This window comes from Amycolatopsis sp. NPDC000009 (assembly GCF_055563465.1).
The window spans coordinates 1-25333 of the sequence record NZ_JBVHDI010000007.1 but is presented as its reverse complement, the minus strand read 5'-3'; the positions used below and the strand labels follow the sequence as shown (position 1 = coordinate 25333).

The window sequence follows — 25333 nt, the reverse complement described above, 5'->3', positions numbered from 1 at the left end:
GAACTACTCCCCCGTCGCCTTCGCGATGATTTCCTTCGCGACGTTCGCGGGAACCTCGGCGTAGGAGTCGAACACCATGGAGTAGTTGGCACGTCCCTGCGTACGCGAACGCAGGTCGCCGACGTAACCGAACATCTCCGACAGCGGGACCAGTGCCTTGACGACACGGGTACCGGCGCGCTCCTCCATGGCCTGGATCTGGCCACGGCGGGAGTTGAGGTCGCCGATCACATCGCCCATGTAGTCCTCGGGCGTGGTGACCTCGACGGCCATCAGCGGCTCGAGGATGACCGGACCGGCCTTCTTCGCGGCTTCCTTCATCGCCATGGAGCCGGCGATCTTGAAGGCCATTTCCGAAGAGTCGACCTCGTGGTACGCGCCGTCCAACAAGGTGAACTTCAACCCGACGAGCGGGTAGCCGGCCAGCACGCCGTACTGCATGGCGTCCTGTGCGCCCGCGTCGACCGACGGGATGTACTCCCGCGGCACGCGGCCACCGGTGACCTTGTTGTCGAACTCGTAGAGGGCACCGTCGGTGGACTCGAGCGGCTCGAGCTTGACGATGACCTTCGCGAACTGACCGGAACCACCGGTCTGCTTCTTGTGCACGTAGTCGAGCTTCTCGACCGTCTTGCGCACCGTCTCGCGGTAGGCGACCTGCGGCTTACCGATGTTCGCCTCGACCTTGTAGTCGGACTTCATGCGGTTGACCAGCACCTCGAGGTGCAGCTCGCCCATACCGGCGATGATCGTCTGGCCGGTGTCCTCGTCCAGGTTGACCTGGAACGTCGGGTCCTCTTCGGCCAGCTTCTGGATCGCCAGGGACAGCTTCTCCTGGTCGGCCTTGGTCTTCGGCTCGATCGCGACGCGGATGACCGGCGCCGGGAACGTCATCGACTCGAGGACGACCGGGTTCTGCGGGTCGGCGAGGGTGTCACCGGTGGTGGTGTCCTTCAGGCCGATGACCGCGTAGATGTGGCCCGCCTGGGCCTCGTCCACCGGGTTCTCCTTGTTGGAGTGCATCTGGAAGAGCTTCCCGATGCGCTCCTTGCGCTCCTTGGTGGCGTTGATCAGCTGCGCGCCGGAGGCGACCTTGCCCGAGTACACCCGGATGTAGGTCAGCTTGCCGAAGAACGGGTGCGCGGCGATCTTGAACGCCAGTGCGGAGAAGGGCTCCTCGGTCGACGGCTTGCGCGACACGACCGTCTCGCCGTCGGGCAGCGTGCCCTCGACGGCCGGGACGTCCAGCGGCGACGGAAGGTAGTCGATGACCGCGTCGAGCATGGGCTGGACGCCCTTGTTCTTGAACGCGGAACCGGTGAGCACCGGGTACGCCTCGCGGTTCACGGTGAGCTTCCGGATGCCGGCCTTGATCTCGGCCTCGGTCAGCTCCTCGCCCTCGAGGAACTTCTCCATCAGGGAGTCGTCGGTCTCGGCGATGGCCTCGACCAGCTTCTCCCGGTACTCGGCCGCCTTGTCGGCGAGCTCGGCCGGGATCTCCTCGACGGCGTAGTCCTCGCCCTTCTGGACCTCGCCGCGCCAGGTCAGCGCCTTCATGCGGACCAGGTCGACGACGCCTTCGAACTCGTTCTCGGCGCCGATCGGCAGCTGGATGACCAGCGGGCGGGCGCCGAGGCGCTCCTCGATGGTGCGGACGGTGAAGTAGAAGTCCGCGCCGAGCTTGTCCATCTTGTTGACGAAGCAGATACGAGGAACCTCGTACTTGTCCGCCTGACGCCAGACCTGCTCGGACTGCGGCTCGACACCTTCCTTGCCGTCGAAGACGGCGACGGCACCGTCGAGCACGCGGAGCGAACGCTCCACCTCGACGGTGAAGTCGACGTGGCCCGGCGTGTCGATGATGTTGATCTGGTGGTCGGCCCAGAAGGTGGTGGTGGCAGCCGAGGTGATGGTGATACCCCGCTTCTGCTCCTCCTCCATCCAGTCCATGGTGGCGGCGCCATCGTGGACTTCACCGATCTTGTAGTTGACCCCGGTGTAGAACAGGATCCGCTCGGTGGTGGTGGTCTTACCGGCGTCGATGTGGGCCATGATGCCGATGTTGCGGACCTTGTTCAGGTCGGTCAGCACTTCACGTGCCACGAGAGTGTTCCCCTGTCTCAAAATTGGGGCCCGGCAAGGCTTTGATCGGCAGCCGGGCGGATATCACCAGCGGTAGTGCGCGAAGGCCTTGTTGGACTCGGCCATCTTGTGCGTGTCCTCACGCCGCTTCACGCTGGCGCCGAGGCCGTTGCTCGCGTCGAGGAGCTCGTTCTGCAGACGCTCGATCATGGTCTTCTCGCGACGGGCCTGCGAGAAGGAGACCAGCCAACGAAGCGCGAGGGTCGTCGAGCGGCCCGGCTTGACCTCGATCGGCACCTGGTAGGTGGCACCACCGACGCGGCGGCTCTTCACCTCGATGGTGGGCTTCACGTTGTCGAGGGCGCGCTTCAGCGTGACGACCGGGTCGGTGCCGGTCTTCTCGCGAGCGCCTTCGAGGGCGCCGTAGACGATGCGCTCGGCCAGGGACCGCTTGCCGTCCTTCAGCACCTTGTTCACCAGCTGGGTGACCAGCGGGGATGCGTAGACGGGGTCAGAGATCAGCGGCCGCTTCGGGGCCGGACCCTTGCGGGGCATTAGCTCTTCTCCTTCTTCGCGCCATACCGGCTGCGCGCCTGCTTACGGTTCTTGACACCCTGGGTGTCGAGCGAACCGCGGATGATCTTGTAACGGACACCCGGCAGGTCCTTCACACGACCACCGCGCACGAGCACCATCGAGTGCTCCTGCAGGTTGTGGCCTTCACCGGGAATGTAGGCGGTGACCTCGATGCCGCTGGTCAGCTTCACACGAGCGACCTTGCGAAGCGCCGAGTTCGGCTTCTTGGGGGTTGTGGTGTACACGCGAGTGCACACGCCACGCCGCTGCGGGCTCCCCTTGAGGGCCGCGGTCTTCTGCTTGGCAGCCTTGTCCTGGCGGCCCTTACGGACCAGCTGCTGGATCGTGGGCAATGGACCAGCTTTCTGTTCGCGATCTTGCTACTACGTGTTGTCTCCGGCCCCCGCGGTCGGGCGTGTCGGCCCGCGTCACGGTCTTGCGACCGGTAACTTCCCGTAGGGATTTTCCGTCGGATCCCGCGTGGGCGAAGCCTTGGAACCGGATGCCTGAGCACCCCGTTCATGCCGCACGGCACACGGGACGGCCCGACGCCTGCCGGGCACGGTCTCCAAAGATACCCGGCCACTTCCGGACCGGCCAAATCGGGGGGTCGATAACTATATCGTGCCGGGCGTCACGCCGCGGCCACCCTGATGGAACGGCGTTTCGGGCCGTTCCATTCCCCGTCTTGGCGTCGCCCCCTCCCGGTGGTGGACTCAGTCCTCGTCGGGCTTGGCGTGGTCCGCCCGGCCCGGATGCGGGTCCCGGGAGAGGTCGATCAACGGATGCACGGGTGCCCCCTCCGGCGCCGCGTGACTCCCCCGCCTGGGTTCTTCGCTGCTTTCCTGCTTCTCGGCGTCCACGACGCCTCCCCTCGTTCGTACTGATACCGCCCTGCTCGGCGGACCACGCTACCTATTCCCCTATCGGGTGAGCCGGATGGATCCGGAAAGCACCCCATCGCGTCCAACGAGTGAATAGGTCACGATGGCTGCGGTGAAAGCGGTCACACGCACTTTGCACGGGGAGGCTCCATGTCGGCCGAGTTCGAACAGCTGGTCGCCGAGTTCGAGAAGTTCCAATCCAAGATCAAACAGGCCGAGACGCAGTTCGCGAAGGTCGGCGAGATGCAGGGCGAACTGGCGGAGCTGGAGTCGGTGGCGACGTCGCCGGACCGTTCGGTCACCGTCGTCGCGGGGCCCGGCGGGTCCGTGAAGGACATTCGCCTCAGCCCGGAAGCCCTTCGGCAGCAACCACAACAGCTCTCCGCCGCGATTCTGTCCACTTTGCACACCGCGGTGGCCGACGCGGCGCGGAAGCAGGCGGGGATCGTCGACGCGCAGTTCGGCGGGGCCTTCCATCTGAACGTCGAAGAACAGGTTCTCGAAGCCCAGGCGGAAGCACTGGGAACCACGGCGGACGATCTGCGGTCTCAGATGTCGGAGGAGCCACCACGGAACCCCGCGCGCCGCCCTCGGAACGAAGACGACTTCAGCGAGGAGACGGTGCTCCGGCGGTCGGACGAACCGACTCCCGGGCCGGCACCGTCGGGCGGGAACTCGGCCGGTGACCAGTTCCTCAAGAACCTGTTCGACGAGGAGGATCACCGATGACCGGACCAGGCGGGCACGCGGTCAAGACGCAGGCCTTGACCGACTACTCGAACAAGCTCGGTTACTACAAGGACGAGGCGGGCAAGTTCGGCGATCTCGTCGACCAGGCCGACGTCACGGACAAGTCGTGGGGCCTGATCGGGCTCGCGGTCAAGCAGACCTACACCGGCAAACTCGCCGACCTGCGTGAACTGCTCGAACTCCTGAAGACCGGCGTCGACTCGTTCTCCGGGAAGATGACCCAGGCGGCGTCGATCTACAACGGCTTCGAAAACGACGCGACGATCACCCTGGGGAAGTACGAAGCCAAGATCGACGGACCGAAGTGAGCTGGGGGACGGCATGACCGACGAGAAGGCGAGCATCGCCGCCGGCGTCAAGATCACGGGTGACGACAGCTTCGGCAAGAACGCGATGGACGCGGCGAAGAAGGTGCCGATCGCGGGCAAGGGCGTCACCACCGTCGCCAACGCCTACGAGAAGTTCAGTACCGCGCAGGGCCCCGGCGACCTGGTGGCCGCCGGCGGGCAGCTGGTGCAGGACGGCGCCGGGTTCATCGCGGGAGCTGGGGCGGATGTCGCGAGTTTCGTGCTCGACCCGGTCGGCTGGCTGGTCAGCAACGGCCTGAACATCCTGATCGAGCTGATCCAGCCGCTGCAGGACGCGCTGCATTTCGTCACGGGTGACGGCCCGGCGCTCAAGACCGCGGCGGGGAACTTCGGCAACATCGCCAAGGGCTTCGTCGCACTGGCCGACGACTTCGTCAAGACCGGCGACGAGTCCTTGAAGGACTGGGTGGGCGACGCGGGCGACGCCGCCAGGAACGCGCTCGGCGACTTCGCCGTCGGTATCAAGGGCATCGGCAACAGCGCCGGCACGGTGGCCGAGACGCTGCAGATGTGGTCGATGGTGATGACCGTCATCGAAGAGGTCGTCAAATCGATCATCTCCGAGCTGGTCACGTGGGCCATTTACATCTGGCTGCCGGCGCTGGCCGCTTCCGTCGTGAGCCTCGGCTCGTCGGTGGCCGCCGCGATGACCGCGACGATCGCCAAGGCCGCGAGCGCGATGGGCAAGATCACCAAACATCTCGGCAAGCTCGGCAAGCTGCTCGACAAGTTCATGGGCTTCATGCTCAAGTGGACCGACGACCTGGTGAAACAGGGTTCGAAGCTGACGAAGGCGGGCAAGGTCGGGATGACCCCCGGCCAGGAGAAGGCGATCGTCGGCGCGTTCGCGAAGGGCACCGGGTCGCAGCTGGGCACCTTCGGCGACGCCGCGAAGGACGTCCTCCAGGGGGTGCCGAACCAGGCGATCAAGCAGGTGGTCGGGGTCAATCCCGCCGACCTGGCGAAGGGTTCGGCGTATCAGGGCAAGGCGGCTTTCGACGTCGCGAACAAGGTCATCGACAACACCAAGAACGTCACCGCCGGGCAGGAGTACGGCCGCACCGGCGGTCGCCACAGCGACGAGGAGACCCGCGAGAACCTCGACATGGACCAGTAGGGTCGCCCGATGGACGATCAGCTGGCCGGGCCGTGGCTCATCGCCGGCGGGTACACCCTTGCCCTGGTGTTGCTGCTGCTCGGCGGGCGATTCGACGGACGGCGGCCGACCGCGGCCGCCGTCAGCTACGCGCTCTGCGGGATCCTCGTCTCCGAGACGTCGCTGTACTGGCTCTCGGCGGGGTCCGGCAGCGCGGTGCCCGGCTGGCTGTGGTTCGCGTTCCCGCTGGTCATCGCGGGTCTGGCGGCCTGGCGGGGGTATCGGCAGAAGACCTGGACCGGCAGGCTCGACGGATCCGGTGAGCCGAGCTTCGGCGTACTCCCCTCGCGGGGGATCGCCGTCACCCACGCGTCACCCGAGTCGGTGGTGACCGCGGTCGAGTTCGAGCACAACGGACACCGCCTGCTCGGGGTCGAGTACCGGCTCGGCGGCTCGGCCGACTTCCCCGACCTGGCCAGGACAGCTGACCTGACCGATGGGACGTACGCCCTGATCCAGCTTCGGACGCCTGTCGTGCCTTCGGTCGTCGTCACCCCCGTGACGGGCGCTTTCGAGCCGGAGCGGTTCACGCCGCTGGAGGACGCCCGGATCACGCGGAACACCGTCGGGGCGCCGAAGCCGGACGCCCTGCTGCAGCGGTTCGAGACCGGCACGGAGTTCGACCGCCGGTTCACCGTGACGACTTCCGATCCGGAGTTCGCCGAGGCGCTGCTCTCTCCCGGCGTCCGCGCGCTGTTCGAAGGCGATCCGTGGTTCCGGGTCCGGGAGGTCGCCTTCCACGGCGGTTCACTGTGGACCTCCGAAGCCGGGACGCTGACCGAAGAGATGATGTTCGCCGATTCGCGCCGCCTGGCCGTCCTGGCGTCCACTGTGGACTGGGAAGACGCGGGCTTTCGTTCGGTGGCGGTGGCTTCCGACACCAGTGACGCCGGATGGCTCGGCGGCCGCCGGGGTCCGCTCGCCGGGCTCCGCGGTCCCCTCAACCGGCGCCGGGAAGCGGCCGGACGTCAGCCGCTGTCGACGTTGTCGCTGGTGGCACGCACGGTCGTCGCGCTCGTCCTGGTGATCCCGGGGCTGGCGCTCGCGGTGAACTCGCTGACCGCGCTGACCGGGCTCGCCCCCGAGGCGCGGCTGACCGTGACCGCGACGCTGCGGGCGGAGGCGAGCACGTCGAGCTGCACCAGCTGCGGCAACGGCAACCTGGTGGACGGCACCTACGAACTCGACGGAGAGACGCACGCGGTCAAGGACCTGCGATGGATGTCCTTCGGGAACTTCCCGGAACGGGGTGACGTCGTCGATATCGCCGTGACGCCGCTGTGGTGGCATCCGCTGATCGAGGGCAAGGACACCGGTGTCTTCATGCTGCTGATCGGGCTGGCGCCCGTCCTCGCCGGCGCCGTCCTCGCCAAAGCCACCTTCCGCCCGCGCCCGCGTCGCGTTTAGCGGGCTAAACGCGATCCGGCACGGCCGGGGCCAGGGACTTCGCGAAGTAGTGGTGCGCGTAGGGGTCGTCGTTGAAGGGCTCGACCGTCTCGTAGCCGAGGCGCGCGTACAGGGCCCTCGCCTCGACGAGGTCGTCGCGGGTGTCGAGGCGGATGGTCGTGGCCCCGAGGCCGCGGGCGACGTCTTCGGCGGCGGCCACGAGCAGCGCCGCGCCGCCCTTGCCGCGTTCGGACTTCCGCAGGAAGACGCGTTTGAGCTCGGTGATCTCGGGCGTCATCACCCGGAGCCCGGCACAGCCGGCCAGTACCCCGTCGCGCCACGCGAGGAGGAAGGCTCCGGTCGGCGGGACCATGTCCCGGCTGTGCTGCTCCTGGAGCAGGACGTCGAGCTCCGCTTCGGTGACCTGGCGCTCGTAGTAGCGCGAGGCGATCTCGTCCAGATACTCGCGCAGCAGCTGGGCGGCGTCCGGTCGATCGACGGGGGTGACTTCGAAGCTCCAGGTCATGGCTACATTCTGCCGACTCTGGCCACCGGTTTTCGCTCCGCCACCAGATCGCGATTAGGGGGCTAAACGCAGGTCCGCCGGGGTGGTCAGGAGGGGGCAAGGCGGCCGGCGCAGGTGGCGACCTCCCCGGCGGCCGACCTCTCCGAGGTGACGACGGCGCCGCCCACGGCCACCCGGCATTCGACGGCGCCCTCGCCCTGCCCCATCAGCTGGACGGTCGGCGGGGTGCCGGTGTTCTTCCACGTGAGCTCCTTGCGCCACGGCAGCCTCACCTGCAGCTCCTGGTGCACGAGCCCCAGCCCGTTCGAGTCGTAGACCACGGTCGCGGTCCCCGAGCCGGCAAGTTCGTAGGCGATCCGCCAGTCGTTCGACACCGGCCGCGCCTGGCTGAGCGTCCGGGTGATCGTGCGGTCGGGCCCCCGCGACGGCACCGCCGTGGTCTCGGCCCACGGCTCCTCACCACCGTTGAGCAGCACCACACAGGTCGCGATCGCGGCCACCACGATCCCCGCGATGGCGATACGCCCGATCAGTTGCCTGTCGGCCATCGGCCCTCCTCACCGAATGCGGCGGCGCGGCCCGGAAGCCGCGCCGCCGCGGAAGTCAGGACGGCAGCAGCCGGCCGGGGACGCCGTTGAGCGACTGGACGAGCCCCAGCACCGGGACGCCGAGCGGCGCGAACGTCCAGATGTTGTGGAGGTCGCTCGTGTCGGGTTCGTCGACGACCACGACATCGTTCGGCGCTTCCTGCGCGGCGAGCGCCGGAGCGGCCGAACCGAGCACGACGAGCCCGGCGAGCGCGGTACCGGTGACCGCGCGGACGAAGGTCTTCATGAGATTCTCCTTTACTGGTAACGGTTTTACGAAATGGGCGTGATGATCCCGTAGATCGGGGCGAGGACGTCGGTGGGCACGGGTACGGTCGGTCCGAGCAGGCCGCCGAGGTCGAGGCCGGGGAACAGCCAGACCGCGGGGCCGCCGCCACCGGTGGGCAGACCCGGCAGCGGGTCGGCCGAGGCGACCCCTCCGGCGAGTCCGGACAGCGCGCCCGCGACGGCGAGCGGCAGCAGCACACGGGCCGCGATTCGTTTCATTTCCTCTCCCATTCTTTCGTTGAAATCGAACTTCACCGCAGTACCGGGCTGACCGGCACGATCGTGCCGTCGGGGATCCACTGCCCCGCGTAGTTCCGGTCGGCGATCATCCCGACGGCGTGCGGTTCGCCCGGGTACATCGGCATGGCGTTGACCTGCGCCGCCGCGAAGATCTGGACGTCGCCGTCGATCGACCTCCACTGATCACCCAGCCAGCTCCGGAACCCGCCGAGCGTGGGACTTTCGCCACCGAAGGCGTTGCCCGCTGCGACGGCGAAACTCACGGCGACCTGCTCGCGCGGGTCGAACCTCAACGGCACCGAGGAACTCGCGACGGAGTTGACGATCGGCCCGTTCAGTAGCCAGGGCGCCAGGTACAGGCCGTATTGATGGGTCGGCTTGAGCCGCTGGGACTCGGCCGCGCGGGTCATCGCCGTGTAGCCGCCCGCCCAGCCGGACACGACGACCAGCGCGGTGTTCGGCCCCGCCTCGGCCCGCACCGGCAGACCGGAACGTGCGGCGGTCTCGCGGACCAGCTTCGCTGCGGCCGTACTGCGCGGCGAGGTGTCCTCGACGAGGGTGAGCGCGGAAGGTTCGCGTCCGACGAGGAATTCGACGAGTTTGACGAGAGAACCGCTGTCCTCACTCGAAAGTGCGTCCGCCGGGCAAGAGGTGAGGACTTCGCGGCGGTCGGCGATCAGACCGCCCAGCGCCGCCGAAGCACACTCGGGTGCGTCCGCGTCCTCGATGGCGGGGCCTGGCTCCTCCCCCGCGTCGACCTCGATATTCGTCTGCTCCCCGCCGCGGCTGATGACCAGGTCGTTACGCCCCTTCGGCAGGTCGACCTCGGCCCAAGTGCCCTCGGCACCCGGCCGCACGATGGCCTTGCCGATCAGGCCGCCTTCGATTCCCGCGGACAGGTCTTCTCCCGCGCTCGCGGGGAAATGGACCAGGTTCTTGCCGGGACGTTGCGGACTAACCAGAACGGGGAATCGCTGTCCACCGAGGGCGGCGTCGGCGAGCAGCGCCACACCGGGGGTCGGGAGCTCGGGTGGTTCGGGAATGGCCGCGAGACCGCTCCAGGCAACGAAACCGAGTACCACAGCGGCCGCGCCGTACCGATAGGCGCGGATGGATTCCTTACCCGCGAAGAAGAATCCTGCGATCACGGTGGCGAATACCGGCAGCAAGGCGATCACCAGCAAGGTGATACCGAAGAGCGTGCCGTAGATCCTGCGGTCGAAACCCAGCCCGGAGGAGAACAGCTGGGCCGCGCCCGCGACGACGAGAAGTCCGCCCAACGTCAGGGAAAGCGGGCCGAGCCGGAAGTTCGTCTGACGCCACTGCTCCGCGGGCACCCAGACGGAGAGAACAGTGACGCCGAACCACAAGGCCGCGGCCGCGACGTAGACGGTGTCGATGGCGAATTCGACACCCGTCCGCCCGAGCGAGGTTTCGAGCACCACCAGCGCGGCGAGCGCCAGAGCGGCCCAACGGCCCGCCGACGGCCAGCGGATCAGTACTGGAATGGCCAGCGCGAGCACGAGATGCACGATCGACGCGATGACGGTGACGTCGGTCGCGAAGGCGGAAACCGCGGCCAGCACGGCGGAAACCCCACCGAGAGCGGCGATGGTGAGGTGCAGCCGGTGGGGCAGTTCACCCACCAGCGGACGCAGGATTCCTGTGCCCGCGAGGAAAGCGGTCGCCAGCAGAAGTCCGATCCGGAGCAGGACGAGGGCGATGTCGGCGCCTGCCGAACCCGAGCTCGCCGGTATGACGTGGTGATCCATGGAGCCTTCTCCGAAAAGATCGGCGGAGCCGTGGGTGGCGGAGTGTGCCCGCCACCCACGACCTTCCGCGCCGAGCAGGGCTATTTGAGATCCGCGTCCGCCACGACGAACAGTTCGGAGTGCGGTTTGGCGTTGCCGAAGGACCCGTGCGGCCAGGTCTTCCGGTTGAAATTGATCCCGACCTGGCCGGTGAACTCGTCCCGGAAGTTCTGGTCGACCGCGACCTTCCCGTCCTGGCCGAGGTTCAGCAGGTTGACCTTGTGGTCACCGTCCAAACCGGACCGTGCGACGAAGTAGTTCGACACCGCGAGATGCTGCGGCTTGTCGGTTTCGTGGTAGTACCCGTCGTCGCCGAGCACGAAGTTGTCGTACGCGCCCCAGTGCGGGCCCCCGCCGGGGGTACCCGGGTTGATCGGCGCCGCGCCGACGACGGTCGGCAGGTCACCGCCACCGCCCTGCTGGGACTTCTCCTTCGTGTCGATCCGGCCCTTGATGTTCTCGACCTTGTCGCCGGCGGCGACCAGCTTCTGGATGTCGAGGACGTACACACCACCTGTGGTGCCTGGGTCGTCCGGGCCGAGCGCGCCCTTGGAGCGTCCGGTGATCGCACGGTAGAGGTACTTGTCGTCGGGGCTGGTCTGGATCCAGCCACCGTTCGACCCGCCGCCGTTGGAGTCGTTGTTCGGGTGGATCGCCTTGTTGGCGGCGCCGTCGTCGAACACCTGGATCCAGTGCGGCTCCTTGGCGGTGATGTCCGGCGTGTAGAACACCGCGCCGCCCTGCATGGTCTGGGCGAACGCGCCCTTGTGGCCGGGCAGGTTGGTCACCGTGGTCTCCATGACCGCGCGGCTTTCCGCGTGCAGCGGGTCCGCGGGATCAGCCCTCGGGCCGTCCGGCAGGTACGAGACCGCCTTGAGCTTCGGCTTGTTGCGGTCGGAGATGTCCCAGGTGCGGACGGTCGGCCGCCGCAGATACGGCGACGGCTGCTTCACCGGGTCGAGGATGATGTTGCGCGGCTCGGCGTAGTCACTGGTGACCAGGGTGTCGAGATCCTCGCGGGCTTGGATGCCGTGCGGGTTGGCGCAGGTCGGCTTGTCCAGCTGCGGGAGGTTGTCGCACAGCTTCTTGTTGTCGCCCTGCGGCGTGGCCGCCGGGGACTCCGAAAGCACCTGTGCGTTCTGGTCGAAGCGGACGACCTCACCGGGGCTGCCGGCGAAACCGTTGCCCACCACGGTCGAACCGTTGGCGTAGGTGTGCGGGCCGGGCACGACCGGGCCGCCCATGTAGGTGCCGTAGGCGGTGCCGTCCTTGAGCACCCAATACGCGTCCGGCACCGAGCCGCCGAGGGTCTGGGTCGGGAGGCTGACGCCCTTGAGCTTCAGTCGCGGCAACGCGGAGACGTCGAAGGCGTACGTCGCGGCGGCGAACAGCGCGCCGGCGTAGATCGTGTCTCCCTTGTGCCACACGTATTGCATGTGGTGCGGCTCGTTCTCGACGAGCGGGCCGACGGTGGCGGTGTTGACGACCTTGCCGTAAGTCGGCGAACCCTGCGTCGCGTCGATCACGGCGAGGAAGTCCGGACCGGGCAACGCGTTCTTGATCTTGTTCAGGCCGCCACCGAGCGAACCCGGCAGATTTTTGACGTCCTTGACCAGGGTGTCGGCGATGTTCTCGTCACCGGCCCAGACCAGCAGCCACTTCTTGCGCTTGCCGTCCGCGCTCCGGGACGCCGCGACGTCCTTGGACACCAGGTGGTTCTGGACCCAGTACTCCTTGCCGTCGGCCGCCTTCTTCGCGTCCTTGACGACCTGGACGTCGGCGTAGGCGCTCGTCGCGGAGCCGGTGTAGGTCACCGTGCCCACAGCGAGCGCCGACGCCAAGGCGCCGATCACCACTTTTCGCCACTTGGGCGAGTTGGATAGCATTCTTTCTCCCTGTTTTCGCTACCGAAGCGCCAGAAAATCGGCACACCTCTCCCCTATTTCGCGCAGGCTTCACCGCACGAAACGAAGGGAATTACAATCAACCGCCGGTTCGCGCAGGGAACCGTTGCGGCACAGTGGAAACGTCAGCGCACGACGAACAGACGCAGCTGATCAAGTGATCCCGGAAAGGGTCAGGAATCCATACACAGCGCGCTGGCTTGCTGCCGCAAGTCAACGTGCCGGCGCCATACCAAGGCGACTGGGGATTGCATGGGCGAATACTCGTGCGAAGCCGCCAGAGTGTCAATCTCGCGATCAAAGAATGGGACGTGCCACGACAGGGTGAATTTCCCACGATGCGGATGAACCATTAGTCCGGACGGGTGGCGACTTTCCGCGCCTTGGGAATTAGGCCACCTGGCGGCACTACGGCAGGTCACAACGGACCAGTAACCCGGGCCCAATAGAGCGCGCCCGTTATGTTTTCGTTATGCAATCTCAGGAACTCTGCTGCTGCCCGCCCCATGTAGGACAGGCCAAGTGCCGAAGAACCTCAGACGAGCCGAAGGCGCACCCCGAGTTCGTCGCGCTCTCCGACGTCGCGCCGACGATCCTGTATGAAATCCGCTACCGGGGGTGGCACAACTTCGTCGGCCGGAAGACCGAAGGATACGTCCAACCGCCGTTCCTCCTGCCCCTGCAAGCTGCGGAGGGCCTACGGCCGGCCAGCGGCGACTGCTGCGGCAGAGCCACACGCTCAAGGTGTACGACTGCTACCGGCCGCCGCGGACCGTCGACCATTTCGTCCAGGGGGCCGAGGACCTCTCGGACGAGAGGATTAAGGCGGAGTTCTGTCCGAACGTGGCGAAGAACCGTTTGTTCGCCGACGGGTCCGGTCACAGCCGCGGGAGCACGGTGGACCTGACGATCGTGAAGCCACCGCCCCGGCCGCAGCACCCATATCGGCTGGGTGAACCGCTGGCGCCTTGCTTCTCGCCGGACCGGTTGAGGATCACCGGCGAGGCCCGGGCGAACCGGCAACTGCTCAAGGTCACGCTCGCGGAGGCCGGGTTCCGAAACCTCGCCGAGGAGCGGTGGCACTACACCTTCGCGGGGAAGCTTTCCCGAACACCCACTTTCGACTTCCCCGTCACCCGACCCTCCCTGACCTGCGCCCCCTCCCACCGGATCGCGTTTAGGGGGCGAAACGCAGGTCGGGGCAGGCGGCAGGCAGATCGCGTTTAGCCCGCTGAACGCAAGTGCCACCGGATCGCGTTCAGCGGGCTAAACGCGATCCGGTGGCATCGGGCGTGGGCAGGTGACAGATCGCGATCAGGGGGCTAAACGCAGGTCAGTCAGCCTGGCGGCGACGGCGGCGGGAGGTGAAGATCAGACCCCCGCCGAGGGCCAGGGCGGCCAGGGCGAGGGCGCCGAGGCCGAGTACATCGGCACCGGTGCTGGCCAGACCCGTTCCGCCGCCGGAACCCTGCTGACCCGGCGCACCGGGTGCGGGCGTGGTGGTTCCAGACGCGTCACAGCCAGGACGCCGGGTAGGCAGGGTGACCGGCGGTTCCTCGCCCTTCTCTGCTCCGACGCGCAGCCGGGCTGGGTTGTCCGGCGGGCCGACGACATAGATCGAGGTCGGGTTCTCGTTCTTGATCCGCCAACCTTGCGGCGGCGCGAAGAACAGGCGGTACTTCGGCCCCGGGACCACGTTCTCGATCTTGAAGTTCCCGTCCGCGTCGGTCGTGGTCTCGACGATGGTCGGACAGTCGCCGTCGGACGAGAAGACGAGCTTGACGCCGGCGATGCCCGGGCCAGGCCTGCTCGGATCGGACTCGTCGGCGACCTGTCCCGCGAAGGTGGCCATCCCACCCGGCACCGCGGCCTCGTCAGTGGCGACCGGGTTGCCGTCGATGCCGACGTCGGCATAACCGAAGTCACACCCCACCGCGACACGGCCATGATTCAGTGCGGCGTCCGGAACCTTCTCGGTAACGTCGAAGGTTCTGGTCTCGCCAGGAGCGATCGCCACCCCGCCCTCGAAGTAGGAGAGCTCCCCCCAACCGGGACCGTTGCCCTTCAGACCGAAGTCATTTCCGACACGATTGCACCCCGCCACGACGCCGGAGAGCGGGATGGATCCGGAGTTCGACAGCGTGACGGTGAGGTGGGCGAGCTCGCCTGCTTTGTACAGGTCCTTGGTGAAGGACACCGATGCCTTGAGTGCGCCGTCCAATGGCTGCACGCCGCGGATGGGCAAGTTCGTGGTGTCCGCGCCGATCTGGACGACCTTGGCCGGGAAGAGCCAACCCTTGCTCGCGTCGCCGCCGCCGAGGCGGTACTGGGCGGCCGCGACGTCGCCGAAGTCAATCTTCCCGTCGGCGTCGCTGGTGGCCTTGTACTCCTTGGCGCCAAGGGTGTGGCGCAAGGTGAGCGGGATACCACCGAGCTGTTCGCCGTCGTCGAGCTTGCCGTTGCCGTTCTTGTCGCCGAACACGACTCCCTCCGCGCGTTTGACGACCTTCGTGACAGGGACGCTGGCGCTGAACTCGCCGATGCCCAACGAGGAATCGTCGTAAAGGAAGCCGCGGACGTTCACGACATCACTGTCGAGGTCCGCCACCTGGCCGGTGAGGGTCATCTCGATGGTTCCCGCCGGCTCGAGGCTCACCCCCGGCGAGCGACCCAGTTCCCGCCATCCCGGCTCGTAAGGGATCGAAAGGGCGCCTGGTTCGCTGAAGAAATAGTGCAGCTGAAGGCCGGTCAAACGAGTTTCGGTGACGTTCTTGACCTTGAACGTGAAACGAACGTCTTCGTCGGTCCGGTAAGACGACTTTTCGAACGCGACCGAAGCTTCGACCTTGTCGTTCCCGGCCTGCGGCTTCGGCGCCGCGGACGAAGAACTCTCGACCGGCGGCGCGCTCGAAGTCGGGGCGGGAGAGGTACTCGGCGCCGCGGACGTCACCGGCACACTGCTCGAGGGCGGGGTCGACGGCTCCGGATCCGCCATGGCAGGCGTGGCGAACACGCCGGTCAGTGCCGCCAAGGCGGCGAGATAGACAACCCCGGTACGCGCGATCGATCTCGCGCCAGGTCTCTTGCTCACGCAGAGTCTCCCCAGATAACCCGATGAAACGCGCACAGCCCCCGAGCCGCGTCGAACCCGATCAATTTAACGAGCTCCGCGGAGGATGCCTACCCGGTTCGGGTGACGGGGTTCAAACTGGAACATTCCGGGAAACGGGAAGGGCCCCCGCCGGATCGGCGGGGGCCCTTCTCGTGGATTTCGCTTCGGTCAGCGGAAGTCGCGGCCGAAGTCGTAGTCGTCCAGCGGCACCGCGGCGCCCGGCGTGGAGCCGAACACATCCGGGGTGTAGTAGCCGTCGTCGTAGGACGGGATCGCGTAAGCGGCGACCCGCGCCTCCTCGGTCGGCTGCACCTGGATGTTGCGGTACTTGTTGATCCCGGTACCGGCCGGGATCAGCTTACCGATGATCACGTTCTCCTTGAGGCCCACGAGCTTGTCCGAGCGGCCGTTGATGGCCGCGTCGGTCAGGACACGCGTGGTCTCCTGGAACGAGGCCGCCGACAGCCACGAGTCCGTGGTCAGCGAGGCCTTCGTGATCCCCATCAGCACCGGGCGACCCGAGGCCGGCTCGCCGCCTTCTGCGACCGACGCACGGTTCTTCGCCTCGAACTTGGTCCGCTCGGGCAGCTCGCCCGGCAGGAAGTCCGTGGCACCGGAGTCGATGATCGTCACGCGGCGCAGCATCTGCCGCACGATGACCTCGATGTGCTTGTCGTGGATCGACACACCCTGCGCCCGGTACACCTTCTGGACCTCGTCCACCAGGTGCATCTGCGCCTCGCGCGGCCCCATGACCCGCAGGACCTCGTGCGGGTCCGGCGTGCCTTCGAGCAGCTGCTGGCCGACGGCGACACGGTCACCGTCACCCAGCGGGCCGTTCGGGGTGTTCGCGAGCCGCTGACGCTTGGACAGCTTGTCGAAGACGATCTCCTCGCTGCCGTCGTCCGGGATCAGCGTGATCTTCCAGAACCGCTCGCTCTCCTCGATGCGCACGCGGCCATCGACGTCGGCGATCGGCGCCTTGCCCTTCGGGACCCGGGCCTCGAACAGCTCCTGGACACGGGGCAGACCGGTCGTGATGTCGTCACCGGCGACACCACCCTGGTGGAACGTACGCATCGTCAGCTGCGTACCCGGCTCACCGATCGACTGGGCCGCGACGATACCCACGGCCTCGCCGACGTCGACGAGCTGACCGGTCGCCATGGACCGGCCGTAGCAGGTGGCGCAGATACCGACGGCCGACTCGCAGGTCAGCACCGAACGCACCTTGACCTTGGAGATCCCGCTCGAGATGAGCTTGTCGATCGCCGGGTCACCGATGTCGTCACCGGCGTTGAGCACGACGTTGCCCTTGGCGTCGACCGCGTCGGTCGCCAGGTTCCGCGCGTACACGCTGGTCTCGACGTGCTGGTCGCGCAGGACCTTGCCGTCGCCGATGTCCTCGCCGATCGGCATGTTGATACCGCGGGTGGTGCCACAGTCGATCTCACGGACGATGACGTCCTGCGACACGTCCACCAGACGACGGGTCAGGTAACCCGAGTCGGCGGTACGGAGCGCCGTGTCCGCCAGACCCTTACGGGCACCGTGCGTCGCGATGAAGTACTCCGCCACCGACAGGCCTTCACGGAAGTTGGCCTTGATCGGACGCGGGATGTACTCACCCTTCGGGTTCGACACCAGACCACGCATACCGGCCAGCGACCGGACCTGCGTCATGTTGCCCGCCGCGCCCGACTTCACGATCATCGCGATCGGGTTGTCGTCCGGCAGCGCCGTCTCCATGATCTTGTGGACCTCTTCGGTGGCCTGCGTCCACACCTTGACGAGCTCGTTGTTGCGCTCGGCGTGCGACAGCTGACCACGCTGGTACCGCTTCTCGACCTGGTCGGCCTTGCCTTCGTACTCGTCCAGAATGGCCTTCTTGCCGGTCGGGACGAGAACGTCGGAGATCGCGACCGTGACGCCCGAACGGGTCGCCCAGTAGAAACCGGCGTCCTTCAGGCGGTCCAGGGTCTGCGCGACCTGGGTCATCGAGTAGCGCTCGGCGAGGTCGTTCACGATCGCGGCCTGACGCTTCTTCGGCATCGGCTCGTTGATGAACGGGTAGTCCGCCGGCAGCAGCTCGTTGAACAGCACGCGGCCCAGGGTGGTCTCGGCCAGCCACGCCTTGCCCGGCTCCCAGCCCTTCTCCGCGAGCGCCGCTTCGTCGGCCTTGGCGGGCTGACGGTCGGTGATGCGGATCTTGACCGGGGCGTGCAGGCTCAGCGCCTTGCGGTCGAACGCCATGATCGCCTCGGCGGGCGACGAGTACGCGTTGCCCGCGCCCTCGGCGGTCTCGGTCAGGCGAGTCAGGTGGAACAGACCCGTCACCATGTCCAGACGCGGCATGGCGAGCGGACGGCCCGACGCCGGCGAAAGGATGTTGTTCGCCGACAGCATCAGGATGCGGGCCTCGGCCTGCGCCTCCGCGGACAGCGGGAGGTGCACGGCCATCTGGTCACCGTCGAAGTCCGCGTTGAACGCTTCACAGACCAGCGGGTGCAGCTGGATGGCCTTGCCTTCGACCAGCTGCGGCTCGAAGGCCTGGATACCGAGGCGGTGCAGGGTCGGCGCACGGTTCAGCATCACCGGGTGGCCGGTGATGACCTCTTCGAGCACGTCCCACACCTGCGGCCGCGACCGCTCCACCATCCGCTTGGCGGACTTGATGTTCTGCGCGTGGTTCAGGTCGACCAGCCGCTTCATGACGAACGGCTTGAACAGCTCGAGCGCCATGTCCTTCGGCAGACCGCACTGGTGCAGCTTCAGCTGCGGACCGACGATGATGACCGAACGGCCGGAGTAGTCGACACGCTTGCCGAGCAGGTTCTGACGGAACCGGCCCTGCTTACCCTTGAGCAGGTCGGACAGCGACTTCAACGGGCGGTTACCGGGACCGGTGACCGGGCGGCCGCGGCGGCCGTTGTCGAACAGCGCGTCGACGGCCTCCTGCAGCATCCGCTTCTCGTTGTTGACGATGATCTCGGGCGCGCCGAGGTCGATCAGCCGCTTCAACCGGTTGTTCCGGTTGATGACCCGGCGGTAGAGGTCGTTCAGGTCGGAGGTGGCGAACCGGCCACCGTCGAGCTGGACCATCGGGCGCAGGTCCGGCGGGATCACCGGGACGGCGTCGAGGACCATGCCGCGCGGGTCGTTGCCGGTGGCCTGGAAGGCCGCGACGACCTTGAGCCGCTTCAGCGCGCGGAGCTTCTTCTGCCCCTTGCCGTTGCGGATGGTGTCGCGCAGGCTCTCGGCCTCCGCGGCGACGTCGAACTCGGTGGCCAGCTTCTGGATGGCCTCCGCGCCCATGCCGCCGGTGAAGTACTCGCCGTAGCGGTCGACGAGCTCGCGGTAGAGCAGCTCGTCGGCGATGAGCTGACGGGTGTCGAGCTTGGTGAAGGTCGTCCAGACCTCCTCGAGACGGTCCAGCTCGCGACCGGCGCGGTCACGCAGCTGACGCATCTCGCGCTCGCCGCCTTCCTTGACCTTGCGGCGGACGTCGGACTTGGCGCCCTCCGCCTCCAGCTCGGCCAGGTCGGCTTCCAGCTTCTGCGCCCGTGCCTCGATGTCCGCGTCACGCTTGGTCTCGAGGTTCTTGCGCTCGACGCCGATCTCGTTCTCGAGGGTCGGGAGGTCGTTGTGCCGCAGCTCGGTGTTCACACCGGTGATCACGTAGGCCGCGAAGTAGATGATCTTCTCGAGGTCCTTCGGCGCCAGGTCGAGCAGGTAGCCCAGGCGGGAGGGAACACCCTTGAAGTACCAGATGTGGGTGACGGGAGCGGCCAGCTCGATGTGGCCCATCCGCTCACGACGCACCTTGGCGCGGGTGACCTCGACGCCACAGCGCTCGCAGATGATGCCCTTGAAGCGGACCCGCTTGTACTTACCGCAGTAGCACTCCCAGTCCCGGGTCGGGCCGAAGATCTTCTCGCAGAAGAGGCCGTCCTTCTCGGGCTTGAGCGTCCGGTAGTTGATGGTCTCCGGCTTCTTCACCTCGCCGAAGGACCACTGACGAATGTCGTCGGCGGTGGCGAGGCCGATGCGGAGCTCATCGAAGAAGTTGACGTCCAGCACGTCTTTACATCCCCTTGGGGTTGATGCGACTAGAGGAGTTGGCGAGCGGAGGCGGGAGCCCGAGGGACTCCCGCCTCATCGCGGGTCAGTGCACGACGTCGTCCACCGAGGGCGACTCGTTGCGGGACAGGTTGATGCCGAGGTTGGCCGCGGCACGCTCGAGGTCCTCGTCGTCGGAGTCGCGCATCTCGATCGCGGCGCCGTCGCTGGACAGCACCTCGACGTTGAGGCAGAGCGACTGGAGCTCCTTCAGGAGCACCTTGAACGACTCCGGGATGCCCGGCTCGGGGATGTTCTCCCCCTTGACGATGGCCTCGTACACCTTGACGCGGCCGACCACGTCGTCCGACTTGATCGTCAGGAGCTCCTGCAGGGTGTATGCGGCGCCGTACGCCTGCATCGCCCAGCACTCCATCTCGCCGAACCGCTGGCCACCGAACTGCGCCTTACCACCCAGCGGCTGCTGCGTGATCATCGAGTACGGACCGGTGGACCGGGCGTGGATCTTGTCGTCGACCAGGTGGTGCAGCTTCAGGATGTACATGTAGCCGACGGAGACCGGGTACGGGAACGGCTCGCCGGAGCGGCCGTCCAGCAGCGTGGCCTTGCCGTTCTGCTTGACCATGCGCTCGCCGTCGCGGTTCGGCTTGGTCGCGCCGAGCAGCCCGGTGAGCTCCTCTTCCTTCGCGCCGTCGAACACCGGGGTCGCGGTGTTCGTGCCGGGGTCGACGTCGTAGAGCTCCTCGTTGAGGTTCTTCGCCCACTCCGGGTTGCCCTCGATCTTCCACCCCTGCGACGCCAGCCAGCCCAGGTGAAGCTCCAGGACCTGGCCGATGTTCATACGACGCGGGACACCGTGGGTGTTCAGGATGATGTCGACGGGCGTGCCGTCCTCCATGAACGGCATGTCCTCGGCGGGGAGGATCTTGCCGATGACACCCTTGTTCCCGTGGCGGCCGGCGAGCTTGTCGCCCGGCTGGATCTTCCGCTTCTGGGCCACGTAGACGCGGACCAGTTCGTTGACGCCCGGGGGCAGCTCGTCGTCGTCCTCGCGGGAGAACACGCGGATGCCGATGACCTTGCCGGTCTCGCCGTGCGGCACCTTCAGCGAGGTGTCGCGGACCTCACGGGCCTTCTCGCCGAAGATCGCGCGGAGCAGGCGCTCCTCCGGGGTCAGCTCGGTCTCGCCCTTGGGCGTGACCTTGCCGACCAGGATGTCGCCGTCGCGGACCTCGGCACCGATGCGGATGATGCCGCGCTCGTCGAGGTCGGCGAGGACCTCCTCGGAGACGTTCGGGATGTCCCGGGTGATCTCCTCGGCGCCCAGCTTGGTGTCGCGGGCGTCGATCTCGTGCTCCTCGATGTGGATCGACGTGAGCACGTCGTCCTGCACCAGGCGCTCGGAGAGGATGATCGCGTCCTCGTAGTTGTGGCCCTCCCACGGCATGACCGCGACGAGCAGGTTCTTGCCGAGCGCCATCTCACCGTTCTCGGTGGACGGGCCGTCGGCGATGACCTGACCCTGCTCGACCCGGTCGCCCTCGTTGACGATCGGGCGGTGGTTGAAGCAGGTGCCGTGGTTCGAGCGACGGAACTTGTACAGTCCGTAGCTCTTCCGCGTGCCGTCGTCGTGCATGATCGTGATCAGGTCGGCCGAGAGCTCCTCGACCACACCGGCCTGCTCGGCGACGAGCACGTCACCGGCGTCCACCGCGGCACGCAGCTCCACGCCGGTGCCGACCAGCGGGGCCGAGTTGCGCAGCAGCGGAACGGCCTGACGCTGCATGTTCGCGCCCATGAGCGCGCGGTTCGCGTCGTCGTGCTCGAGGAACGGGATCATCGCCGTCGCGACCGAGACCATCTGCCGCGGCGAGACGTCCATGTAGTCCACGTCCAGCGGGTCGATCAGCTCGACCTCGCCGCCCTTCTTACGGACCAGGACGCGGTCTTCGACGAAGGTGCCGTCGTCCGAGATCGGCGCGTTCGCCTGCGCCTTCACGTACCGGTCTTCCTCGTCCGCGGTGAGGTAGTCGACCTGGTCGGTGACGCGGCCCTCGACGACCTTGCGGTACGGGGTCTCGATGAAACCGAACGGGTTGACCCGCGCGTACGAGCAGAGCGAACCGATCAGGCCGATGTTCGGGCCTTCCGGCGTCTCGATCGGGCACATGCGGCCGTAGTGCGACGGGTGGACGTCCCGGACCTCCATGCCGGCGCGCTCACGCGACAGACCACCCGGGCCGAGGGCGGACAGACGACGCTTGTGCGTCAGCCCCGACAGCGGGTTGTTCTGGTCCATGAACTGCGACAGCTGCGAAGTACCGAAGAACTCCTTGATCGCCGCCACGACGGGACGGATGTTGATCAGGGTCTGCGGGGTGATCGCCTCGACGTCCTGGGTGGTCATCCGCTCGCGGACGACGCGCTCCATCCGGGACAGACCCACGCGGATCTGGTTCTGGATGAGCTCGCCGACGGTGCGGAGACGACGGTTGCCGAAGTGGTCGATGTCGTCGGTCTCGACCGGGATGACCTGGTCGCCGACGGTCGCCTTGTCCTCGCCCGCGTGCAGGCGGACCAGGTACTCGATCGTCGAGACGATGTCCTCTTCGGTCAGCGTCCCGGTGTCGTACGGCGTGGTCAGGCCGAGCTTCTTGTTCAGCTTGTACCGGCCGACCTTGGCCAGGTCGTAGCGCTTCGGCTTGAAGAACAGGTTCTCCAGCAGCGTCTGCGCGCTCTCCTTGGTGGGGGGTTCGCCCGGACGCAGCTTGCGGTAGATGTCGAGGAGCGCCTCGTCGGTGCCGGCGGTGTGGTCCTTCTCGAGGGTGGCGAGCAGCGTCTCGGAGAAGGAGAAGCGCTCGCGGATCGCCTCGGTGGTCCAGCCGAGCGCCTTCAGCAGCACGGTGACCGGCTGGCGGCGCTTGCGGTCGATGCGGACGCCGACGGTGTCGCGCTTGTCGACGTCGAACTCCAGCCAGGCACCCCGGCTCGGGATGACGCGGACGTTGAAGACGTCCTTGTCGGTGGTCTTGTCGACGCTGGTGTCGAAGTACACACCCGGCGAACGGACCAGCTGGGACACGACGACACGCTCGGTGCCGTTGATGACGAAGGTGCCCTTGTCGGTCATCACCGGGAAGTCACCCATGAAGACCGTCTGGCTCTTGATCTCGCCGGTGTTGTTGTTCACGAACTCGGCGGTCACGAACAGCGGGGCCGCGTACGTCATGTCCTTGTCCTTGCACTCCTCGACGGAGGCCTTGACCTCGTCGAAGCGCGGGTCGGAGAAGGACAGCGACATGGATCCGGAGAAGTCTTCGATCGGCGAGATCTCGTTGAGGACCTCTTCCAGGCCACCGACCGGGTTTTCTTCACCTTCTTCGACGCGGCGTTCGAACCACGCCTCGTCGCCGGTGAACCATTCAAAGGACCTGATCTGCACGTCGAGCAGGTTCGGGGTGCTGAGCGGCTCGCGAATCTTTGCGAAGGAGACCCGCTTGGGGGCTCCCGGGATTCCCGTGGACTCCGAGCGAGATACAGCCGAGGTGGTCGCAGCAGTGGCCTGGTTCGCGGGAGAGACTGCCAAGATGCGTCCTTCCGGGGACAATGAGCGGTGAGCAGCCGCGTCAGCAACAGCTGATGCGATCTGTCAAGGGTGCCGTGTGCCCACTATCCTAACTACCGGCTCCGGGCAGCCTGAAAGAGGGCAGCGCAAAGAAGCAGTCTAGCCCGAACGTCGCGGTCTGTCCAGGGGGCGCTCCCGATGGGGCCCAGCCTGCATCGCAACGTCTTCAGGTATGCCTCTCCTCGGCCTCCCCGGGCCGTCCCTCCCGCAAGGGCACCGCCGGTTCTCACCGTTGCCAGTAAGCGTGACCCCACAGGGGCTCTGAGTCAAGATGCCGCGCGGTGGTCCCGCCGGTTGGCGCAGCGTCGAAGTAGCTCCGCGCGGGGTGCCTCACAGGACGATCATCCTGGTTACCGCCCGGTACCCGCAGGTGGCGGCGCCGGCGCGCCGACCTGCGTTTAGCGGGCTAATCGCGATCCGGCCGCCGGAGCTTCCCGGAGGGTCACCGGGTCGGGCCAGGCGATCGGAGGGGTGCCCGGACGGACTTGCCCGGTGTGACCGTTGTGGCCGGTGGGCCACCTGGTGCGGCACACAGGCAAGGCGACGCACCTGCGTTTAGCGGGCTAATCGCGACGCGCGCCGGGCGGGCGGTGCCAGACTGGGCCGCGTGACGAATCCGTACGAGCTGGACGCCGATGCCGACGTTATGCGGACGATGCCCCCGGTCTTCTTGCCGCCGGAGGCCGAGCTGCGGCTGGCCGCGGAGCAGATCCCCCTCCTCGACGATGTCCGCGGGTACGTGGCCGGGTTGGACGAGAACAGCGAGCCGGGCGACACGCTGGTCCCTCGGTGGGCGGAGGCTTCCGACCTGGTCCGGGTCGTCAAGGGCAAGCACGTGCCCCTCAAGAGGGCCACGAAACTCCTCGAGGACCCTCTCCTGCTCTGGCAGCGGCTGTATTTGACGATCGGTGAAGCCTTGCCGCCGGCCGCCGAGATGCCTCCAGCCAGACTGGTCGCGTCGATCTCACTCACCCTCTATCAGTCGGGTCCCGTCCAGGTGCCGGTCGAACTCCTTTTCGAGGTGGTCGATCTCGGGCAGGCACCAGACGAGTCGGCACGACACACGATGACCGTCGCGCTGGATCTGCTGGAACGGCTCGGCGCGATCGAGCAGGCCACCGCGGACCCGGCCGGGCTCGCGATGATCGCCGAGATCGCCGGTAGACCCGATCCTTCCCCGTTCCTCCTCAGCCTCACCCCGATCGCCTTGTGGGCGATCAACAGGGAGCTCCGCGAGGCCGGAATGGACGCACCGGTCATCGGTGACGCCGCGGAAGCGAGTCTCGGCGAGCTGACCCCGCGCCTCGTCGACTCCGCGCCGGAGATCATCGACGCGGAGCTGAAGGCCTGGACCCGGCACCGGGGGCCCTCCGACGCGGCAGCGGAGGCGAGCGAGTTCCTCCGCAGGTCGCGACTTCCCGAAGAACGGCTGTTCGCCTTGATCGCGCTCGGGGAGACCGGCGAGATCGGCCTCGAGACCGCTGTGGAAGTCCGCAGCGAAGGCGGTCTGATCAGCGCAGTCGCCGCGATGTGGCTGTGCGAACGTGGAGCGGTCGACCGGGAAACGGTCACCCGTGACGAGGTCTTGCTTGGGATGGCCGACCATTACGCGGCAATGCACGCGCTCGGCGCGTTCGTCCATCAACTGGCCGACATGGATGACGGCTTCGACATCGTGGACCTGCTGACGTCCTCCGGCCACCCGGACAGGCTCGAACTCCTGAACGTCGTCGGCGCGAACCATCCGGACCGGGAGATGGCCAAGAAGGCGCGCACGGCGGCCTTCAAGCTCCGGTCGAGCGGCGCGCAGACGCGTGACGATTAGCCCGCTAAACGCAGGTCAGGGGCGGGGGCGCCGGAAAGCCGTGAAGACATCCCTGGGTTTTGTGTGTCAAGCGGTGGTGGTGTGGTGGGCCCAGGCGGTGTTTTCGTTGTAGTGGGTGTGGGTTTTGAGGCAT

Annotated in this window: 18 protein-coding genes; 5 read left to right on the top strand and 13 right to left on the bottom strand. The window is 67.1% G+C overall.

Annotated features, from left to right (window positions below):
* Positions 1–3 precede the first annotated feature (3 nt).
* From fusA to ACZ3HL_RS20270, 4 genes are all read right to left on the bottom strand, one after another.
* A complete protein-coding gene (fusA, locus tag ACZ3HL_RS20285; protein ID WP_034304237.1) occupies positions 4–2103 on the bottom strand; it encodes an elongation factor G in 2100 nt (699 codons plus the stop codon).
* A 63-nt stretch (positions 2104–2166) separates the two neighbouring features.
* Positions 2167–2637, bottom strand: coding sequence for a 30S ribosomal protein S7 (rpsG, locus tag ACZ3HL_RS20280; RefSeq protein WP_007031033.1), 471 nt, complete (start codon positions 2635–2637; stop codon positions 2167–2169).
* Complete coding sequence (rpsL, locus tag ACZ3HL_RS20275; RefSeq protein ID WP_003102113.1) at positions 2637–3011, bottom strand: 30S ribosomal protein S12; 375 nt, start codon at positions 3009–3011, stop codon at positions 2637–2639. Before rpsL ends, rpsG begins: the two co-directional genes overlap by 1 nt.
* Before the next feature lie 363 nt (positions 3012–3374).
* Positions 3375–3521, bottom strand: a complete 147-nt coding sequence (locus ACZ3HL_RS20270) for a hypothetical protein (RefSeq protein WP_126733346.1) — start codon at positions 3519–3521, stop codon at positions 3375–3377.
* Positions 3522–3692: 171 nt separating this feature from the next.
* Between ACZ3HL_RS20270 and ACZ3HL_RS20265 the strand changes: the two genes are divergently transcribed.
* The 4 genes from ACZ3HL_RS20265 to ACZ3HL_RS20250 are packed head-to-tail and all read left to right on the top strand — an operon-like array spanning position 3693 to position 7223.
* Positions 3693–4271, top strand: coding sequence for a YbaB/EbfC family nucleoid-associated protein (locus tag ACZ3HL_RS20265; protein ID WP_465532822.1), 579 nt, complete (start codon positions 3693–3695; stop codon positions 4269–4271).
* Positions 4268–4600, top strand: coding sequence for a hypothetical protein (locus tag ACZ3HL_RS20260; RefSeq protein ID WP_465415353.1), 333 nt, complete (start codon positions 4268–4270; stop codon positions 4598–4600). Before ACZ3HL_RS20265 ends, ACZ3HL_RS20260 begins: the two co-directional genes overlap by 4 nt.
* Before the next feature lie 13 nt (positions 4601–4613).
* A complete protein-coding gene (locus ACZ3HL_RS20255) occupies positions 4614–5777 on the top strand; it encodes a hypothetical protein (RefSeq protein WP_465532820.1) in 1164 nt (387 codons plus the stop codon).
* Between the two features lie 9 nt (positions 5778–5786).
* Complete coding sequence (locus ACZ3HL_RS20250; RefSeq protein WP_465532818.1) at positions 5787–7223, top strand: hypothetical protein; 1437 nt, start codon at positions 5787–5789, stop codon at positions 7221–7223.
* A 4-nt stretch (positions 7224–7227) separates the two neighbouring features.
* On the opposite strand, the gene ACZ3HL_RS20245 is transcribed toward ACZ3HL_RS20250, so the two are convergent.
* From ACZ3HL_RS20245 to rpoB, 9 genes are all read right to left on the bottom strand, one after another.
* Positions 7228–7728: a GNAT family N-acetyltransferase gene (locus ACZ3HL_RS20245; RefSeq protein ID WP_465415359.1), complete on the bottom strand. Its 501-nt coding sequence runs from the start codon at positions 7726–7728 to the stop codon at positions 7228–7230.
* Between the two features lie 86 nt (positions 7729–7814).
* Positions 7815–8276, bottom strand: coding sequence for a hypothetical protein (locus tag ACZ3HL_RS20240; protein WP_465532816.1), 462 nt, complete (start codon positions 8274–8276; stop codon positions 7815–7817).
* 55 nt (positions 8277–8331) lie between these two features.
* The gene (locus ACZ3HL_RS20235) at positions 8332–8562 is read right to left on the bottom strand and encodes a hypothetical protein (protein ID WP_465532814.1); all 231 of its coding nucleotides are present in this window, start codon (positions 8560–8562) and stop codon (positions 8332–8334) included.
* A gap of 26 nt (positions 8563–8588) precedes the next feature.
* A complete protein-coding gene (locus tag ACZ3HL_RS20230) occupies positions 8589–8822 on the bottom strand; it encodes a hypothetical protein (RefSeq protein WP_465532812.1) in 234 nt (77 codons plus the stop codon).
* A 32-nt stretch (positions 8823–8854) separates the two neighbouring features.
* The gene (locus tag ACZ3HL_RS20225; RefSeq protein WP_465532810.1) at positions 8855–10615 is read right to left on the bottom strand and encodes a hypothetical protein; all 1761 of its coding nucleotides are present in this window, start codon (positions 10613–10615) and stop codon (positions 8855–8857) included.
* Between the two features lie 80 nt (positions 10616–10695).
* On the bottom strand, positions 10696–12540 hold the full coding sequence (locus ACZ3HL_RS20220) for a hypothetical protein (protein WP_465532808.1): 1845 nt from the start codon (positions 12538–12540) through the stop codon (positions 10696–10698).
* A 1351-nt stretch (positions 12541–13891) separates the two neighbouring features.
* Positions 13892–15649, bottom strand: coding sequence for a hypothetical protein (locus ACZ3HL_RS20215; RefSeq protein WP_465532806.1), 1758 nt, complete (start codon positions 15647–15649; stop codon positions 13892–13894).
* A gap of 189 nt (positions 15650–15838) precedes the next feature.
* The gene (locus ACZ3HL_RS20210) at positions 15839–19750 is read right to left on the bottom strand and encodes a DNA-directed RNA polymerase subunit beta' (RefSeq protein ID WP_257489273.1); all 3912 of its coding nucleotides are present in this window, start codon (positions 19748–19750) and stop codon (positions 15839–15841) included.
* 85 nt (positions 19751–19835) lie between these two features.
* Entirely contained in the window at positions 19836–23336 is a 3501-nt protein-coding gene (gene rpoB / locus ACZ3HL_RS20205) for a DNA-directed RNA polymerase subunit beta (protein WP_192747819.1), read from the bottom strand.
* Between the two features lie 646 nt (positions 23337–23982).
* Between rpoB and ACZ3HL_RS20200 the strand changes: the two genes are divergently transcribed.
* A complete protein-coding gene (locus ACZ3HL_RS20200) occupies positions 23983–25200 on the top strand; it encodes a hypothetical protein (RefSeq protein WP_465532804.1) in 1218 nt (405 codons plus the stop codon).
* Positions 25201–25333: the final 133 nt, after the last annotated feature.